Source organism: Metabacillus litoralis (assembly GCF_007994985.1).
GTDB classification, from domain to species: Bacteria; Bacillota; Bacilli; order Bacillales; family Bacillaceae; genus Metabacillus; species Metabacillus litoralis.
Window position 1 is genome coordinate 1 of sequence record NZ_VOQF01000031.1, and the last position, 17,954, is coordinate 17,954.

General features: G+C 35.3%; 12 protein-coding genes and 7 tRNA genes. 1 reads left to right on the plus strand and 18 read right to left on the minus strand.

The features are described from left to right. Positions 1-172: 172 nt before the first annotated feature. The 4 genes from FS935_RS22515 to FS935_RS22530 all read right to left on the minus strand — a co-directional run bounded on the left by FS935_RS22515 (position 173) and on the right by FS935_RS22530 (position 3,117). Positions 173-667: a carbonic anhydrase gene (locus FS935_RS22515; RefSeq protein WP_146950856.1), complete on the minus strand. Its 495-nt coding sequence runs from the start codon at positions 665-667 to the stop codon at positions 173-175. Positions 668-678: 11 nt separating this feature from the next. Then, positions 679-1,686 carry a sodium-dependent bicarbonate transport family permease gene (locus tag FS935_RS22520; protein ID WP_146950857.1) on the minus strand — a complete coding sequence of 336 codons (1,008 nt, stop codon included), beginning with the start codon at positions 1,684-1,686 and terminating at the stop codon, positions 679-681. A 130-nt stretch (positions 1,687-1,816) separates the two neighbouring features. Continuing rightward, a complete protein-coding gene (locus FS935_RS22525; RefSeq protein ID WP_146950858.1) occupies positions 1,817-2,191 on the minus strand; it encodes a Na-translocating system protein MpsC family protein in 375 nt (124 codons plus the stop codon). Between the two features lie 341 nt (positions 2,192-2,532). Then, positions 2,533-3,117 carry an NAD(P)H-dependent oxidoreductase gene (locus FS935_RS22530; protein WP_146950859.1) on the minus strand — a complete coding sequence of 195 codons (585 nt, stop codon included), beginning with the start codon at positions 3,115-3,117 and terminating at the stop codon, positions 2,533-2,535. Between the two features lie 114 nt (positions 3,118-3,231). Between FS935_RS22530 and FS935_RS22535 the strand changes: the two genes are divergently transcribed. After that, on the plus strand, positions 3,232-4,284 hold the full coding sequence (locus FS935_RS22535; RefSeq protein ID WP_146950860.1) for an AraC family transcriptional regulator: 1,053 nt from the start codon (positions 3,232-3,234) through the stop codon (positions 4,282-4,284). Positions 4,285-4,426: 142 nt separating this feature from the next. Here the strand turns inward: FS935_RS22535 and FS935_RS22540 are convergent, their stop codons facing one another. From FS935_RS22540 to FS935_RS22605, 14 genes are all read right to left on the minus strand, one after another. Continuing rightward, a complete protein-coding gene (locus FS935_RS22540; RefSeq protein WP_146950861.1) occupies positions 4,427-4,957 on the minus strand; it encodes a YehS family protein in 531 nt (176 codons plus the stop codon). 118 nt (positions 4,958-5,075) lie between these two features. Next, positions 5,076-6,464, minus strand: a complete 1,389-nt coding sequence (rlmD, locus tag FS935_RS22545; protein WP_146950862.1) for a 23S rRNA (uracil(1939)-C(5))-methyltransferase RlmD — start codon at positions 6,462-6,464, stop codon at positions 5,076-5,078. Positions 6,465-6,481: 17 nt separating this feature from the next. Next, entirely contained in the window at positions 6,482-7,348 is an 867-nt protein-coding gene (locus FS935_RS22550; protein ID WP_146950863.1) for a DNA-3-methyladenine glycosylase family protein, read from the minus strand. 102 nt (positions 7,349-7,450) lie between these two features. After that, positions 7,451-8,251 (minus strand): delta-lactam-biosynthetic de-N-acetylase, encoded by an 801-nt coding sequence (gene pdaA, locus FS935_RS22555; RefSeq protein ID WP_146950864.1) that lies wholly within the window; start codon positions 8,249-8,251, stop codon positions 7,451-7,453. 171 nt (positions 8,252-8,422) lie between these two features. Then, a complete protein-coding gene (locus tag FS935_RS22560; RefSeq protein ID WP_146950865.1) occupies positions 8,423-11,023 on the minus strand; it encodes a calcium-translocating P-type ATPase, PMCA-type in 2,601 nt (866 codons plus the stop codon). 550 nt (positions 11,024-11,573) lie between these two features. Continuing rightward, positions 11,574-14,612, minus strand: coding sequence for an efflux RND transporter permease subunit (locus tag FS935_RS22565; protein WP_338036945.1), 3,039 nt, complete (start codon positions 14,610-14,612; stop codon positions 11,574-11,576). Positions 14,613-14,971: 359 nt separating this feature from the next. After that, on the minus strand, positions 14,972-16,510 hold the full coding sequence (locus tag FS935_RS22570) for a fumarate hydratase (RefSeq protein ID WP_146950866.1): 1,539 nt from the start codon (positions 16,508-16,510) through the stop codon (positions 14,972-14,974). Between the two features lie 328 nt (positions 16,511-16,838). Continuing rightward, positions 16,839-16,912 (minus strand) — tRNA-Arg (locus tag FS935_RS22575). A gap of 37 nt (positions 16,913-16,949) precedes the next feature. Then, positions 16,950-17,024 (minus strand) — tRNA-Asn (locus tag FS935_RS22580). A gap of 14 nt (positions 17,025-17,038) precedes the next feature. Further along, a tRNA-Ile gene (locus FS935_RS22585) sits at positions 17,039-17,115 on the minus strand. 9 nt (positions 17,116-17,124) lie between these two features. Beyond that, positions 17,125-17,198, minus strand: a tRNA-Gly gene (locus tag FS935_RS22590). A gap of 4 nt (positions 17,199-17,202) precedes the next feature. Beyond that, a tRNA-His gene (locus FS935_RS22595) sits at positions 17,203-17,278 on the minus strand. 110 nt (positions 17,279-17,388) lie between these two features. Then, a tRNA-Tyr gene (locus FS935_RS22600) sits at positions 17,389-17,472 on the minus strand. A 27-nt stretch (positions 17,473-17,499) separates the two neighbouring features. Next, a tRNA-Phe gene (locus FS935_RS22605) sits at positions 17,500-17,575 on the minus strand. Positions 17,576-17,954 lie beyond the last annotated feature (379 nt).

Genomic DNA, 17,954 nt, shown 5'->3' on the forward strand with positions numbered 1-17,954 from the left:
TTTGTCGTATCTTTATCATAACTTATATGTCCATTATAAGGGGGTCAATCACTGTCACCACCCAGTTTTTGTCGAAAAATCACTACTAAGATAATATTAAAAAGGAACAGGCACAATTTCTAAGTTCACTCCAATTCCTTAGAAATTGCCTGTCCCTATTTACACCAAAGTCTTACGAAACAACATCAAATTCACCAGTTTCCACATCCACTAAATATCCATAAATAGGAATTGTTTTCAAAATAAGCGGATGATTTTTTACTAATTCTATATTAGTTTTAATTGTTTCTTTTATATCTGTAGGTCCTGCTAACCAATTTAGTAAATCATGATTTACAACATCAATATAATTAAGAGTCTTTAATACTTCCTCTGCAACACCAGTAGCTTGAATATTCTCTACTAATTTTTCCTTACTCATTGCTTCTTCTACACTTGTGTTTTCTCCAAAGATATAGATCCCATCAATATCTTCCTTATAAGTAGCTAAAATAATATTCCTCATTAAACATCCAAAGGGCTGTGAAATAACAGAACCAAAGCTGCTTAAGATAACTAAATCCTCTAACTTTTTATTTGTAATTTTTTGAACCAATAACCTTGTATCTTCATTAACACCTGTTATAACCAATGATTTTTTTTGAGATGAATGATTTAATGTTGTCATTTTGCTTCCTCCTATTGTATCCATTTTGCTAGTTCATAAAAAACAGGTATCCCAATAATTAAATTGAACGGAAAAGTTATTCCTAATGCTAGACCTAAATATATAGATGGATTTGCTTCTGGAACAGACGTTTTTAATGCAGCAGGTGCCGCTATATAAGATGCACTTCCTGCTAAAACTCCCATTAATGTCACACCGCCTAGAGATAATCCAACCATGCTTCCAACAAGAACTCCTAAGCTACCAAATAATACTGGTGTAAGAAGTCCAAAAAGAACTAATTTCATTCCATGCTTTTTAACTTCAGGCAATCGCTGTCCTGCAATCAATCCCATATTCAATAGAAACAGAATTAAAACACTACTATATAAATCCATAAATAACGGCTTCACCATTGGTACTGCACGTTCACCCAGCACCCAGCCTATCAACATACTTCCTACTAGAAGTAAGATGCTTTTTCCAAAAAGGCTTTCTCGAATAACTTCTTTATCAAACAAATTTGCATAAGCTGGCACAAACCCGATATTACGAGTAGAAAGTACTAAACCACTATTCTTATTTTCTAGCGTTTTTAACAGTAGCAGTGAAACTAAGATTGCCGGGCTTTCCATAAGAACTACCAATGCATTCATAAACCCTTCATAAGCTGTTCCATTTTTGTCAAGAAATGAAATCGCCGCTCCATATGTAACAATGCTTATCGAGCCGTAGGTTGCTGCTAAGCCTATCGAGTTTTTCAAATCCATTTTCATTAGCTTTAATATGAAAAGCGTGATAAAGGGAATGATTATCCCCAAAAATAATGCTCCTACTATTGGTCCAAGCACTGATTGAATTGAGTAATGAGATAGCTCAATTCCCCCTTTTATTCCTATAGCAATTAATAGATAGATACTGAGCCCTTCACTTAATCCATTGGGAAATTTTAAGTCAGACTTAAAAATAGCCGCAATGAGTCCTAATACAAAAAATAAAACAACTGGTGATAATAAATTGTGTAGGATAATTTCAGTCATTAAGTTCCCTCCTAATTAAGATTTTTTATAATAAAAAACCGACAACATCAGATGTTTATGGAGTTATCCACAAACATACTGAAATTGCCGGTTTATCTTTAACTAACTAATAGTCCTTTAAAGATCTCCCTTATTCTGACGCATTAAATGTTTTTTCATAATCCTTGCAAAGCTTAAATACCATCACACGTTCTCCGGTGCATGTACTTATATCTGTATGAAAGGTTTTCACTTCTTCTCCAGTGATGGAGGATACGATCGCTTTAAGATCATCGATACCTGACTCAACCATATCTGCTCTCACTTTCTTTATTGATAATATTCCATCTTTTGTTTCACAAACAGCATACTCAGCAGGAGTTAAAATACCATGCAAATTAATAATAATCATATTCCGTAAAATATCAGTCTTCACTGTTATTGATCCACGTCCAAGAAAATCCTTTTCCCATTGAGTTATTGCTTTGCTAATTTCCGATTCAATAGTACCTTTTGACTTCTTCATATAAATCCCCTCCTAAAACAAAAAATCGGTCTATTTCCCAAAACTAGTTTCCTAGCCAAGAAATACACCGATTTATCTTATTTCTAACCTGTTATATTCACAGCAACCTTTTCTTGCAGTCAAAACACTACATTTCAACAACAAGCTAAAGTCCCTGTAATGATAAAAGGTTAAATAAAATCTCTCGTTTATTTATTTTATCTTACATTATTTTGTTGTGCCTGTCACTACCCGAATTTTGTCGAATAGATTTTTCCAAGACAAGAAAAGGAATTGCTGCATATTCAAATATATCTTATATCTAAAATTCCCACCCTACTTTATTAGGGCTAACAATTGATTTATCTACCTAAAGCCCCTAATTGTTTTGCTTGATCTAACCATTTAGTACGATCTTTCATAGAAGAATCTTTAACTGGTCCTATTTCAGTTACTCGAATTGGAGAAATCCCACAAAACTCTAAGATGTTTTTCTTCATCACTTTATGCCCCGCATGCCTATAAATCCATTTGTTATACCATGAAGGTGTGTCCATTGTAACAATTAGATGAGCTGATTTCCCTTTAAGCAGCTTATCCCATTGAATCGAATTTTCTCTGTATTTAAAAGCAAATCCCGGTAAAAATATGCGATCAATGAATCCCTTTAATATAGCCGGCATAGTGCCCCACCATGTAGGATACACAAAAACCAGATGATGAGCCCAACTGATTAATTGCTGTGCGTTCATTAAATCATCCTCAAGCTCAACTCTTTTTCGATAGCCAAACTTCAAATTAGGATCAAAAATTAGTTTTCCTATTTCAATTCTTTCTACATTTACGTTTATATCACTTAATGCACCTTTCATATAAGCTTCAGAAAGAGCGGTACAGAAGCTCTCAGTATCTGGATGACCAACTATAATTAACATATTCCTTTTCATCCTTGTATTCCTCCTTTAAACAATAATCTATAATAAACTTAAACTGTTTTATTGTTTTTAAAAATGATCATTTACGCATATATCTTGATGAATCATGTAAAGGAGGAATAGATTTTGCAAAACCAAGGAATTGCCATTTCTATGGTTTATCCAATCATGAAAACTCTTGTTCACAAAGGCTATGATTTCGATGATTTTTTCAAATATGCTAAGTTTAATAAAGCTTTATTAGAGGATGTTGAAGCTCGTATTACGGGAAAGGAATTTGAACAATTAATTCTTAGAGCTGCAGCTTATACAAAGGATGACTATTTTGGTTTACACCAAGGACAAATAATGGATATTGCAGATATGGGGATTCTTGGTTATGTAATGTTACACTCTAACACAATAGAAGATGCTCTTATTGCCTATCAAAGGTATAATGTGATCTTATGTAGTGGATTCAACCTAGATTGGGAGGATCAAGATAATAAAGTGTTTATTCGATTGTTTTCAGATGGTGCTGAAACATTGTCTCATCATTGTGTAGAGGATATGACTAGCTCGTTGTATCGATTATTTAGAACATTAAGTAACAAACCAATAAAATTGCATGAACTTCATTTTACACATCCTTCACCGTGTAATATGGATACACATCTTTCATTTTTCGGAATTACTCCTACCTTTAACAGTAAAGAAAATATTCTTTGTATGAGTAAAGAAGTGCTAACATATAAGGTTCTGTATTCAGATCCAAAACTATTGGCAACTTTTGAAGCTATTGCTCAAGAAAATAAAGATGATTTAATAAAGTCCGAATTGTTTACAGACGAAGTATTAAAGTGGATGAAAAAGTGCATTCCCTCTTATTTACCGTGCTTAGAAGAAACTGCTAAAGCCTTCAGTATAAGCACGAGAACACTACAAAATAAATTAAAAGCTGAAGCAACTTCGTATAATGATCTAGCAACAAATGTGCGAAAGGAACTTGCCATGAATTACTTAAGAAAGCGAGAATACTCAGTAGCTGAAGTAGCCTATTTACTACATTACTCAGAACCAAGCGTCTTTCACCATGCATTTAAAAAATGGACTGGAACAACACCAGGTCAATACAGGGCTTCGTTGCAGGATACGGTGCCTGTCACGCCCCGACTTTTGTCGAAACGTGAAAATTGTTAGATTAATGCTACAGAGAACCATTATTTATATTTTTGTTTGGAACCATATGCTTTTAAATAATTTAAATTCTATTCCTAAACCTACCCTATAAAAATATCCCTCAATCCGTTAACACGTTAACGGATTGAGGGACAGACAACAATTAATTCCGATACCTAATCGCCAGGCCTTTCAAGAAGTTCCTCGCGTATTTGTCTCCACATTCTTTATAGTTTTTATGTCCTTCTTTTCGAAGGAGAGCACCTAGTTCACTTTTTGTGATAGTAACTCCTGCTTCTGCTAATATGTCTTGGATATCTTCACTTGTTAATGCTAGTGCTATTTTTAGTTTTTTTAGAACAACATTGTTAACATTCGCATGACTTTTAATAGTCATTTCAGGCCTTTGAGGTTGTCCTGGCTTTGGATCTTGTTTGCCTCTGTTAAACGTAATAAAGCCGTTTAAAAATGACTCTAACATAATGTTATCACATCGAATATGATCCTCATCTTCAACATCAACATCTTCGTCATATTCATAATCATGATCATCTTTGTCCTTAGATTTTGTTAAAATTTTAAGCACTTCTTCTTTTGTAACATCTACTCCACCAAGCTTAAACATTTCTACCATATCATTATTTTTTATATCTAAAGCATATCTTACTCTAATTAATATATCGTTATTATCCATAATAAACCTCCGTATATACTTCTCTGCTTTGAGCTGATTTAAGCTGTTTCAAAAAGCAGCCAAAAGTCCGAGAACCTTGACTCATTCTCGAACTCGACATATTTGTTTCAAATCTATCTTACTTTTTCACTAGCAACGCAACATTCTCAACATGTGCTGTATGTGGGAACATATCTACAGGCTGAATATATTCAACCTTATAATCTTTACTTAGATAATCAATATCCTTTGCCAGTGTTGATGGATTACAGGAAACGTACACAAACTTCTTTGGCTTTACTTGCTTAATTGCATCAAGCAATTTTTGATCACAGCCAGTACGTGGTGGATCAACAACTACAACATCAGGACGCCAGCCTTCATTTACCCACTTTGGTAACCAGTGCTCAGCCGTACCTGTTACATAGGTCGCGTTCTCTATACCATGGCGAGCAGCATTTTCTTGTGCATCAATAATTGCAGCTTCAATTGTATCCATACCTCGTACTTCACTAGCATCCTTTGCAAGCCACATACCGATTGTTCCAACTCCACAATATGCATCAGCAATTTTTTCTTCACCAGTTAAACTCGCAGCTTTTTTAACTTCATCATAAAGCTTTACAGTTTGTACAGGATTTAATTGAAAAAATGCACGAGCAGATAGCTCGAAGCTTAAGTCTCCAAGTGTTTCTTGAATGACCTCTTCACCACTGAGATGAATTGTTTTTTCACCAAAAATAAGTGATGTTTTGTTTCCATTTATGTTTTGAACAAGTGATTTTACTTCAGGAAATCTTTTTTGAATTTCAGCCATAATTAGCTTTTTCCTAGGTACTTCTTTTTGGGTTGTAATTAACACAACTTGCACTTCACCAGTTGTAAAGCCTGCACGTGTAACGATCGTACGAACGATCCCTTTTCTCTTTCGTTCGTCATAAATTGGTACTTGAAAGTCTTCGAGAATTTGCTTTATTCCTTCTGAGACTTTGTTTGTTAATGGATGCTGCACCATACAATTTTGGATTGGTACAAGTCTATGCGAATCTAAGCCATATAAACCTGCGATTACCTTTCCCTTTTGCTGGCCAAGCTGGAATTGACTTTTGTTGCGATAACTCCACGGATCTTCCATCCCAATCGTTTGGCGAATGTCTAGTGAACTAAGCTTTAACTTTGTGTGACGCTCTATTGATTGAACAACAATGTCACGCTTTTCTTTTAACTGCTGATCATAAGATAAATGCTGAAGCTGACAGCCTCCACATTCTTCATAAATCGGACAAGGTGGTTTCACACGAAATGGAGAAGATTTACGAATTTTCTTCACTTTACCTTCAGCAAACTTCGCTTGAATTTTTGTTGCTTCTACAAGCACCTCTTCTCCTGGTAATGCACCAGGAACAAAAACAACCTGTCTTTTGAAATAACCAACTCCTTCTCCGTTAATACCTAATCGTTTAATCGTTAACGGAAAAGTTTGACCTGTTGTTAATTTTATTGCTGTTTCTTGCTTTTTTTCGTTCATCTATTAACGCTCCGTTTCTACTCAATGCTTCTCCACAAATACAAAGTGGCATAACTCAAATAAGGAGTCCATTTTTCACTATATATGTCCATTTCTTCACTTGTTGGCTTTTTCTCAAGTTTGAAATGCTTTTGAATCGCTTTTTGAATACCAATATCTGCTTTTGGGAAAAGGTTAGGATGACCAAGGCCAGAAAGTAATAAACTTTGAGCTGTCCAAGGACCAATACCACGAACCTTCACTAATTCTTTTACAACCTCATCATCTGAAAGCATATCCAATTTCTTTAAATTTAACGTACCATTTGCTACTAATCTTGATGTATCAATAACATACTCCGCTTTTCTTTTACTAAATTGTAGATTTGTTAGCTGCTCATAATCTAGCTGAGCAATTTCCTCTGGTAAAGGATAAAACCAAACATCATCAACTTGATAACCAAAGCTTGTCACAAATCTATTTGTTAACGTATGAGCAAATTTTAAATTCAGCTGTTGATGAATAATACTTTTCATTAAACAACTATAAAGATCAAACTCCAACACAAGTGGAGTACCAGCATGCATAGAAAATATTTGAGAAAGATTTGTTTCTAGAAAATGTGAAATGATTGTCTTAAGAGAAAAATCCCACTGAAAAATTCGATTTATTTCAGTTAATGCACGAATCCTGATTTTTTCATCATGACCACTAATCTCAAATCTTGGTTCTTCTATTGTACCAATTGCTTTTATCGTAAATACATAGGGGTTATGATTGATCACTAATGGAACCTTTACACTTCTTTCTACTATATCCAATGAAATAACCGGATCCATAGATAATCGATCAAGAACATGGTCAAAATGATAGGGCCCTTCAAGCGAAACAGTTTCAACCCACATTATTTCTCTTCCTTTGCTGCTTTTAAAGCTATTATATCATTTCATAGTTAACAAAGCGTAAATCCCGTAAGAAGTACGATTTTAAAAAACCCTTTGATCAATTCAAAGGGTTAATAAATATGGATGATCAAGCATCTTATTCATCATCAAATCATCTAAGCTTTTAAATTGGTAGCCCTGTTTTTCTAATTCAACAATGGCATGATCAAGAGCTTCAGCATTATCCTTTGATACGGTGTGCAGTAATAAAATAGCTCCCGGGTGGATTTGCTTCATAATATTATCGTAAGAATATTTCCAGCCTTTTTGTGAATCAATTTTCCAATCAACAAAAGCTAATGACCAAAAAACAGATGTGTAGCCTAAATCTTTCGCATGAGATAAAACCCGTTCACTAAATATACCTCTTGGTGGTCTAAGATAGCTCATGCCTTTTTGATCCGTTATTTCTTCTACTTTTAGCCTCACAGATTCTAGCTCTTTTTTCAGCTCTTCATCACTCTGTTTAGTTAGATCAGGATGATACCAGGAATGATTTCCAACAATATGACCTTCCTTCACCATTCTCTGTACTAAATCGGCCTCAGTATCTAAATAATGTCCTGTAATAAAAAATGTTGCCGGTACTTTTCGCTTTTTTAACACATCTAAAACCTTACTTGTATAGCCATTTTCATATCCATTATCAAAAGTTAGGTAAATTTCTTTTTTTGACGTATCTCCCAAATAAAATGAACCATATTTACCAAGTAGCTCATCTAACTCTTGACCTGCAGATGCTGGTTCATGATTTTGACTTTTCTTAAAACCCCAATGTATTGGTTTATTTGATTCTGCATAAGCAGGCTTCATTGAAAGAAAAAATAGACAAAATAAACTGACTATAACAAACCATTTTTTCATCATCATTCTCTCCCTAATTTTAGTATTATTTATATTGTTGATTTAGAGAGAAATTCCATACTGAAAATAACTTCCATTCATCTTATCATGCTGTTATCACAAACATTGCTACTAATAAAGCCCTGTTTCCCAAATGAATTTGAAAAACAAGGCTAATTTATAAAAAATTAGTTATTTCACAAAAATCAATTTATAAAGTTGAATAAGCACTAGTGGCATCAACGCAAGTCCATATACATAACCAAACTGTTCTGCTGTTAATGACGCAACCTCGAAAACTCCTTGTAATGGTTCTACTAATAAAACGAGCTGTAGTAGAACCACTCCAATTATGACGGCTGCTATTAAATATAGATTTGAAAACAATCCAACCTTAAAAATAGACTGCCTTGATCTCGCATTAAAGCCATGAAATAAGCGTGCCAAACATAATGTTGCAAAAGCCATTGTACTAGCTGTTAGTGCATCCGTTGTTAATCCAATATGAAAGGCTATCATCGTTGCCACAGCAATTAAAGATCCTTCTACTACTAAGCGAGATGCAAAAACCTTATTTAAAAGAGGAGTAGTAACATCTCGTGGCTTCTCTTCCATAACATGTTTATTATGAGGCTCTAAACCAATCGCAATTGCAGGTAAGCTATCTGTTAGTAAATTAATAAATAACAGATGTACAGGAGCAAATGGGACTGGTAAAGCACCAATTGTTGCATAAAGGACAGAAAGGATCCCTGCTGTATTTCCAGCTAATAAAAATCGAATGGAGTTTTTAATATTCGCATAAATGCTTCTGCCGTTTGCAACAGCTTTAACAATTGTTGAGAAATTATCATCTGTTAACACCATGGAAGATGCATCTTTAGCAACCTCTGTTCCTGTTATCCCCATAGCAATTCCAATATCAGCTTGCTTTAATGCAGGACCATCATTAACACCATCACCTGTCATGGCAACAATATTTCCCTTTTCCTGCCAAGCCCGGACAATTCGTATTTTATGCTCAGGGGAAACCCTTGCATAAACAGAGATATCCTCGACCATATTTTTAAGCTCTTCATCACTGATCTTTTCAAGCTCATACCCTTCAACAGCTTTATCTCCTTCTTTGAAAATTCCAATCTGCTTAGCAATCGCAGAAGCTGTTATTTTATGGTCACCTGTTATCATAACTGGTTTTATACCTGCTGCAATACATCGTTCTACAGCTCCTTTTGACTCCTCTCTAGGAGGATCCATCATAGCCGTTAATCCGATGAAAATTAGATCATGTTCATCTTCTGTTGAAATTTGCGAAGCTTCACTCACCTCTTTGTAAGCAAAAGCTAGTACACGTAATCCATTTTCAGAAAAAGAGTGGTTAACCTCTTCAATCTGTTTTCGGTGTTCATTTGTAAAATCTATAATTCCTTCAGATGTCTCCATTTTCACAACACGATCTAATAAAACATCTAACGCACCTTTAGTGTGTAGCTTAGATTTCCCATCTACCTTATTTACGGTGCTCATTAATTTTCGATCAGAATCAAATGGCACTTCTTTTAATCTTGGGTATTTTTTTCTAATTTCCGCTTCATCCATGTTATAACTATCTTCAGCATAATTTACAAGTGCAATCTCTGTTGGATCTCCGATTTCTTTTTCATTTGTAGTAGTTGCATCATTACATAGTAATTGCATTTCTAAAAAATATTTTTGAAAAGGATTATTGAGCTCTAATTGATCTTGATCTTTAACTTTATTATCTAAAAATACTTGCTGAACAGTCATTTTGTTTTGTGTAAGTGTACCTGTTTTATCAGAACAGATAACAGATATACTTCCTAGACTCTCAACAGCATGCAATTTCCGTATGATCGCATTTTCTTTCGCCATTTTTTGTGTACCAAATGCTAAAACGATCGTAACAATTGAGCTTAAAGCTTCAGGAATTGCAGCTACAGCTAAAGCTACAGCAAACATAAAGGAATCAATAAGTGTTCTTCCTCTAATGATATCTATGACAAATATAATCAGTGCAATGATGATAATCGCAATCGCAAGCTTCTTACCAAAATTATCGAGATTAGCTTGAAGTGGTGTTTTCTTTTCTTTTGCACTTTCCATCAAGTTTGCAATTTTACCAATTTCCGTTTTCTGCCCAATATCTGTTACAACTAAAACACCTCTTCCGTATGTAACGAAACTACCAGAAAATGCCATATTCTTTTTATCACCAATCGATACATCATCCTCATTTATCGGCTCGATTGATTTTAAAACACTAATAGATTCACCAGTTAAGGAGCTTTCATTAACCTGTAAGCTATGACTTTCAATAATTCTTCCATCAGCACTTATGTAATCACCAGCATCTAAATAGAGAATATCTCCAACCACAATCTCTTTTGAGGGGATTTCAACTTTTTCTCCATTTCTCAAAACCTTTGCTGTTGGTGAAGACAAATTTTTCAAGCTATTTAATGATTGCTCCGCTTTTACATGCTGAACAGTCCCTAATATTGCATTGATCATGACAACAACAAGAATAACAATTGTACTCTCAAACTTTCCTAGGAACGCCGATAATAAAGCAGCAACAATTAGAATAATAACGAGAAAATCTTTAAATTGCTCCATAAAAACCTTAAATGTACTCTTCCGATGCTGCTCTCCTAATTCATTAAATCCATACTGCTCTTGTCTTTTCTTCACTTCAGTATCTGTTAGACCATCTTGAGTAACACTAAGCTTCTCCATCACTTCATCTGAAGAAATTTTATAAAATTTATCCATATATAGCTCCTTTCTTACAGCATTATTAAAATTAACCGCATAAGTTTCCTATTACATACTATTCCTTTAAAAAGTACCCTTATGCACTCAAATAAAACACATAAATTTTGTCTTTAGTTATATTAGAAATAACGAGGGGAATTTGTCGAAAATCGTCTAATCGATGATAAAATCGAAAAATCGTTGATAAATTTGCAGAATCGACGATAAATCTAGAAAATCGACGATAAATTCCAGAAATCCGAATCGATGATAAATCTTAAAAATTGGACTTCAACGCTAAAGTATTAGCGTTTTCACAAATTTCTTTTTACTGATTTTGTTCATTCTGCGTTAACTTACTTGCACTTTTAGCCTTTTTGATGAGTCGTTTCTGAAATATGGCTGCTAATTGAACTAATTACCTGTAAAAAGTAAAGAATAGCATCACTGGACTTTCTTCAGGTGTTATTTCCCCTTGTTGTGGCAACCCAAATACAATATTCATTTGTTTCTAATTACAAAAAAAGATCGAAATCATAATGATTTCGATCCTTTTTTACCTTTTCATTTAACTAGCTATTTCTTTAATCTCTACTTCTTTTTTCTTTTTCTTAAACATTCGATTAAATCCGTTACCAATACTATTAAAAATACGATACACAGCTGGAATTAATACTAATGTAATAATTGTTGCAAAAAGTAATCCAGAGATGATCGCTGTCGCCATTGGTGCTTGATAATTGCCCGATGTTCCTGAAGCTAGTGCAAGTGGTAGCATCCCACCTGCTGTTGTTAAGGTTGTCATAAAGATAGGGCGTATCCGGTTTTTCCCCGCTTCAACTAGTGACGCGTTAACACCGTGTCCTTCTCTACGTAATTGATTTGTGCGATCAATAAGTAGAATTGCATTGTTTAAAACAATTCCAATTAACATGACAATTCCCATCCCAGACATAACACTTAACTCACGTTGAGTGATAAATAATCCTGCAACTACACCAACAACTGTCATTGGAATAATTGACATAACAACGATAGGGTGTGCCAAGTTATTAAATTGAACAGCCATTACTAAGTAAACTAAGAAAATCGCAATTCCTAAGATGAGAAGCATATCTTGTATAAGCTCTTGCTGCGCTTCTAAGTCACCTGCAACAGATACAGTATATCCAGTAGGTGTTTCAAAATCATCAATTAACGATTGAACATCACGGTTAATTGCTCCTAAATCTTTATCTTTAATATCTGCTGAAATTGTGACAAAGCGTTCTCCATCAATATGTGAAATTTCATTAGGAGTATCAACGCTTGTCAACTCAACAAAGCTTGATAATTCTTTCTCACCATCATTTGTTGGAACTTTTAACTTCAATAATGATTCCTGCTGATTTGTACTAATATCCCATTTCATTATAAGTGGAACATTTACTTCATCCACTGTTATTTCACCTATCGGCATATTAAGAAAAGCTTGCTCAATAAATTGTCGGATCTGTAAAGGAGTGAGACCAGCATCATCAATTGCACTTTCCTTAAGCTCCACAACCTGCTCTATAGAAGTACGTTCAATTGAATTATTAACTGCAACAATTCCTTCTATTTTTTCAAGCTCCTGAATGAAGTCACCTGATATATTTTGAAGTTCATCAAAATCTTCACCTTTAATTTCAAGCTGAACAGGATACCCGCCACCAGCTGATGTTGCACTTTGAATACTATCAATTGGTGTGCTCTCTTCCAGTTCACGTAAAGCACTCATAATCTCTTCATTAACTTCCTTTTGTTCCTTAACGATATCGTCACCTTTTGTCATGTTGATAATCGTGTAGAACATTGTTCCTTCATCCATAATATAACTTTGCTCTACATCTTCAATAGCAGAAAGCTTTTCATTAATTTTTTCTACAACTGCTTCCTTGTCTTGAACTGATAAGCCGGTTTCCAGATCTACCATTAACTCAGAATAACGATTGAATACATCAGGCATAATTGTCATTGGTATCTTTGGTACTAAAAGCAGTGAGCCCGCAAACATTAAAAAGAAAATGACAACCATAATGATGCTATTACGCTTTTTCTTAATAACCCATGATACTAATCCACCATATCCCTTTATAAAACGGCCTTCTTTAGCTTTAGGCTTTTTACTTAGTTTTAAGAATTTCTCCGATAATGTTGGAATTAATGTGAATGATACAATAACAGAACTAATTAATGTAATTGCCACAACAGCAGATAACAGAATCATAAACTGACCCATTTCTCCACCTAATAATCCTACTGGTAAAAATACAACAATTGTTGTAAGCATAGAAGCAAAAACTGCTGATGCAACTTCCTTTGTTCCTTCAACAACAGCTTCTAATGGACGAAGACCCTGCTCTTTTTTTCGATAAATTGACTCTAAAATAACAATTGAAGAATCAACCATCATCCCAATTCCTAATCCTAGCCCTATAAGAGTTAACATATTAAAGCTATAATTTAACACCCACATTGATAAAAATGTAAGAAGGATCGAAGTCGGTATTGAGATTCCAACGATAATAGTTGCACGGATATTACGCAAAAATAGCAATAAAATCAGAACAGCAATTAGGCCACCTATTAAAATATTGCTTGATACTCCATCTATTGATTCTTGAACATAATCTGCTTGTGCAACCATTTCATTTAATTCAAAATCTTTAATTAAACCTTCATCTTCAATGTTTTTTATTTCCTCACGAACAGCTGCCGCCATTTCGATTTGAGTCACATCAGCTACTCGACCTATTCGAACAAATATAAAATCCTTTGTTCCATTTTTCCAAACAAATGAAGAGCTTTCTAATGGCTCCATCGAAACCGAAGCAATTTCTTTTAACTTAATAAAGCCAGTACTCGTGGCAATTTGCACATTTTCAATATCTTCTACTGATGTTAGTTTTGTATTCCAACGTAGAGTTGGAGCATCTTGGTCTTCACTAAATTCTCCAAGAGTTGCTTCACTGTTACCTTGTTGAATAACACCACTTACTTGTGAGACATCAATTCCCTTTTCTAATACTTTATCACGATCAAATTCAATAACCATTTCATACTCTTGAATTCCTGATAATGAAACATCACTAACTTCTGGAAGTACTTCTAATCGAGGCTCTAAAACATCCTCAGCAAATGCTGTAATTACATCCATATCACCATTAGAGACATCCATGTAAAATTCATATGCCTGGCTTGTTCCGTATTGATCTGTTACAACATCGGTAACAGCCGTAACATCTGCTGTTGTTGATTGAGCGACAGTTTCAATTTCTTTTGCAACTTCGTCTCCTCTTCCTGTTTCAATCGTAATATTAATACTGCTTCTACCAACAGATGTTGTAGAACTTGTATCCTCTACCCCATCAATTCCTTGAATTCTTTGCTCGAGTGGATTTGTAATTGTTCGTTCCACCTCAATAGCAGACAATTCTCCTGCGCTAACATCAACATAAGCACCATCAAATTCTATTGCTGGCATAAGCTCCTTATCTAGCTTCAATAAAGAGTAACCACCAACAATTAATACTAAAACTGTAACTAAACTAACTAAAATCTTTCGTTTTACAATAAACTGTAACAAAGCTATCCCCCCAGACGCTTTTAAGCAAATCCTTTGATTTTTTGTCAAAAATATGTCTTTCGACACCCAAGATATGATTATAGCTTAGTAGGTGAGAAAAATCTCCCTATTTTACATATTTTTAACAATATTTTATATAAAGTAATTAATTTAAATTTTCTTATATTTGAGATCGCTATTTTTATAGCTATTAATATCACAAGGATTCCGTATATTTTAACAACAAAAAAACCCAGGAATTTTCCTAGGTTTTTAGTCAAACAAACGTTTAATTAGGACTTTAAATGTCCCATTTCGTTCTAAAATTAGAAATTCATTACAAGTTGTCTATATATTTTCTAGTTTTAGATTCATATTTTTTATTTAAAAACAGGCTCTTTAAATTGTGCAAGTTTTTCTAAAGAACTTTTATCAACATCTGCATGTAAACTGTTTCCATGTGAATCCATTGTTACTACTGCTGTAAAACCTTCTACCTTCAAGTGCCACATTGCTTCTGGGATACCGAATTGCATTAAATCAACACCCTCAACTGATTTAATACAATCTGCATAATATTGAGCAGCTCCACCAATTGCATTTAAGTAAACTCCACCATGCTCACCAAGTGCTTTCAACGTTTTGGGTCCCATTCCACCTTTACCAATAACAGCACGAATTCCAAATCGCTTCATAATATCCCCTTGATACGGCTCTTCACGAATACTTGTTGTTGGGCCAGCAGCTTTAACATGGTAGTTTCCATCTTCATCCTTCATCATAACAGGTCCACAATGATAAATAACTTGACCGTTCAAATCAACAGGTGAATCATTTTCTGAAAGATATTTATGGATTGCGTCACGTCCTGTATACATCATTCCATTAATACGAACAACATCTCCAACCTTTAACTCTCTAATTTTCTCCTCTGTAATTGGAGCTTCTAGAACAACTTCTTTTGATTGTTGAGTTTCTTCATTTGAAGCAGCAACTTCATCCTGTGAAAACTCAACATCTTCTCCATCTTGGTACATCCACTCATTGATTGATCCATTTTCCGGATTAACAATAACTCCTAAACGACGATATGCCCAGCAATTATAAGCAACTGATACAAAGAAGCTAGCAGGAATACGATTGATTACCCCAATTTTACAACCAAGTAAAGTCGTTTCTCCACCAAAGCCCATTGTACCAATTCCTAATTCATTTGCATGCTTGACTACATAATCTTCAAGCTCTCGTAAGTCTTCACGTTGATTCACATCATCTACTCGTCTAAACAGCTGTTCTTTCGCTAACTCATAGCCACTCGTACGATCTCCACCTATTCCAACACCAATAAAGCCAGCACTACAGCCTTGTCCTTGAGCTTGGTAAACTGAATGCATAATACATTTGCGTATACCATCAAAATCACGCCCAGCTTTACCTAACCCTTCAAGCTCACATGGTAGACTATATTGAATATTTTTATTTTCACAACCGCCACCTTTTAAAATAAGACGAGCATCAATATAATCCTTTCCCCACTGCTCAAATTTAATGACAGGAGTACCTTCACCAAGATTGTCTCCACTATTATCACCAGAAATAGAGTCAACGGAGTTTGGTCTCAGCTTTCCATCCTTTGTTGCTTGCTCAATCGCTCTTTTAATCTCTTTTTTTATTTCTATCTGATTTGCCCCAACTGGAACTTTTAACTTAAACGTTGGTAAACCTGTATCCTGACATATCGGTGAAACATTATCATCAGCCATCTTAATATTGTTTGTGATTGTTGCTAGTGACATCGCTGATCGTGTACCAGCACTTTCCTTAAGCTTTGCCGCAGCAATAGCTCTTCTTACATCCTTAGGTAAATTGGTCGATGTTTCTACGATTAATTGATACATACTTTCATAAAAATTCTTCATCTCTGACTCTCCCCTTTTACTCCCTATTACTAGCTTTCTATTGGTCTATTACATTAAAAATACAGTCGTTTCTCTCAAGTTTTATTATACTCCTGGATAGTGTTGTTGAAAAGAATTATTGGAAGTGCTTTCAGAAAGAACAAGGGGAGGATTGTGAATACAATGATGTTTAGGGTCTAGATTTTAATTAAAGTAGAAGCATTTAAAACAGCAGCAGTTATTGCAAAAATCTTTAATAGAAGTGTTGTAGCTTGTTATGATTTATTAGTGTAGTAATTCTTGTTTAAGCAATAAAAAAACTAATCCTAGTTTTAGAATTAGTTTTGAACGTGCCTTAGAGGATTCGAACCTCTGACCGACGCCTTAGAAGGGCGTTGCTCTATCCAGCTGAGCTAAAGGCACATGATAACAATAAAATTATGTATAGCAGAAAAATAAATGGCTCCGCAGGTAGGACTCGAACCTACGACCGATCGGTTAACAGCCGATAGCTCTACCACTGAGCTACTGCGGAACAAACAATTAATATGGTGGGCCTAAATGGACTCGAACCATCGACCTCACGCTTATCAGGCGTGCGCTCTAACCAGCTGAGCTATAGGCCCATTTTAATTTGGAGCGGGTGAAGGGAATCGAACCCTCATCATCAGCTTGGAAGGCTGAGGTTTTACCACTAAACTACACCCGCAAAATGGGGCGACTGATGGGAATCGAACCCACGAATGCCTGAACCACAATCAGGTGCGTTAACCACTTCGCCACAACCGCCATTATATTAGGATTATATTTCGTAAGCTTTTGAAGTCTTTGCTATGCGTTGTACTTCCGCTTTGCAGTAAGATAGTAAATGTATGTTATTTTGCTGACGCAAAAAACATTGGTGGAGGGGGGCAGATTCGAACTGCCGAACCCTAAGGAGCGGATTTACAGTCCGCCGCGTTTAGCCACTTCGCTACCCCTCCGTGTAGGGTGAGTGTTTCAATTAAAAATGGTGGCTCAGGACGGAATCGAACCGCCGACACATGGATTTTCAGTCCATTGCTCTACCAACTGAGCTACTGAGCCAATAAGGTTTACGGCTTCCACTAAGCTTCAAATCTCTTCGTCAGCTCTTTCACTCACATCCTCACGTATTCACATACGCTCCGGTGCTCGTTCTGTCGCTTCCTCGACCTTTTCGCTTATTGAAACCCTTTTACACTATCCAAAGATAGATGAGGTTTACGGCTTCCACTAAGTTTCAATTCTCTTCGTCAGCTCTTCCACTCACATCCTCACGTATTCACATACGCTCCGGTGCTCGATCAGTCGCTTTCTCGACCTTTTCGCTTATTGAAAACCTTTTACACTATACAAAGTTAGTAGTGTAAATTAATCATAAAAAAATTAAATGGCGGTCCGGACGGGACTCGAACCCGCGACCTCCTGCGTGACAGGCAGGCAT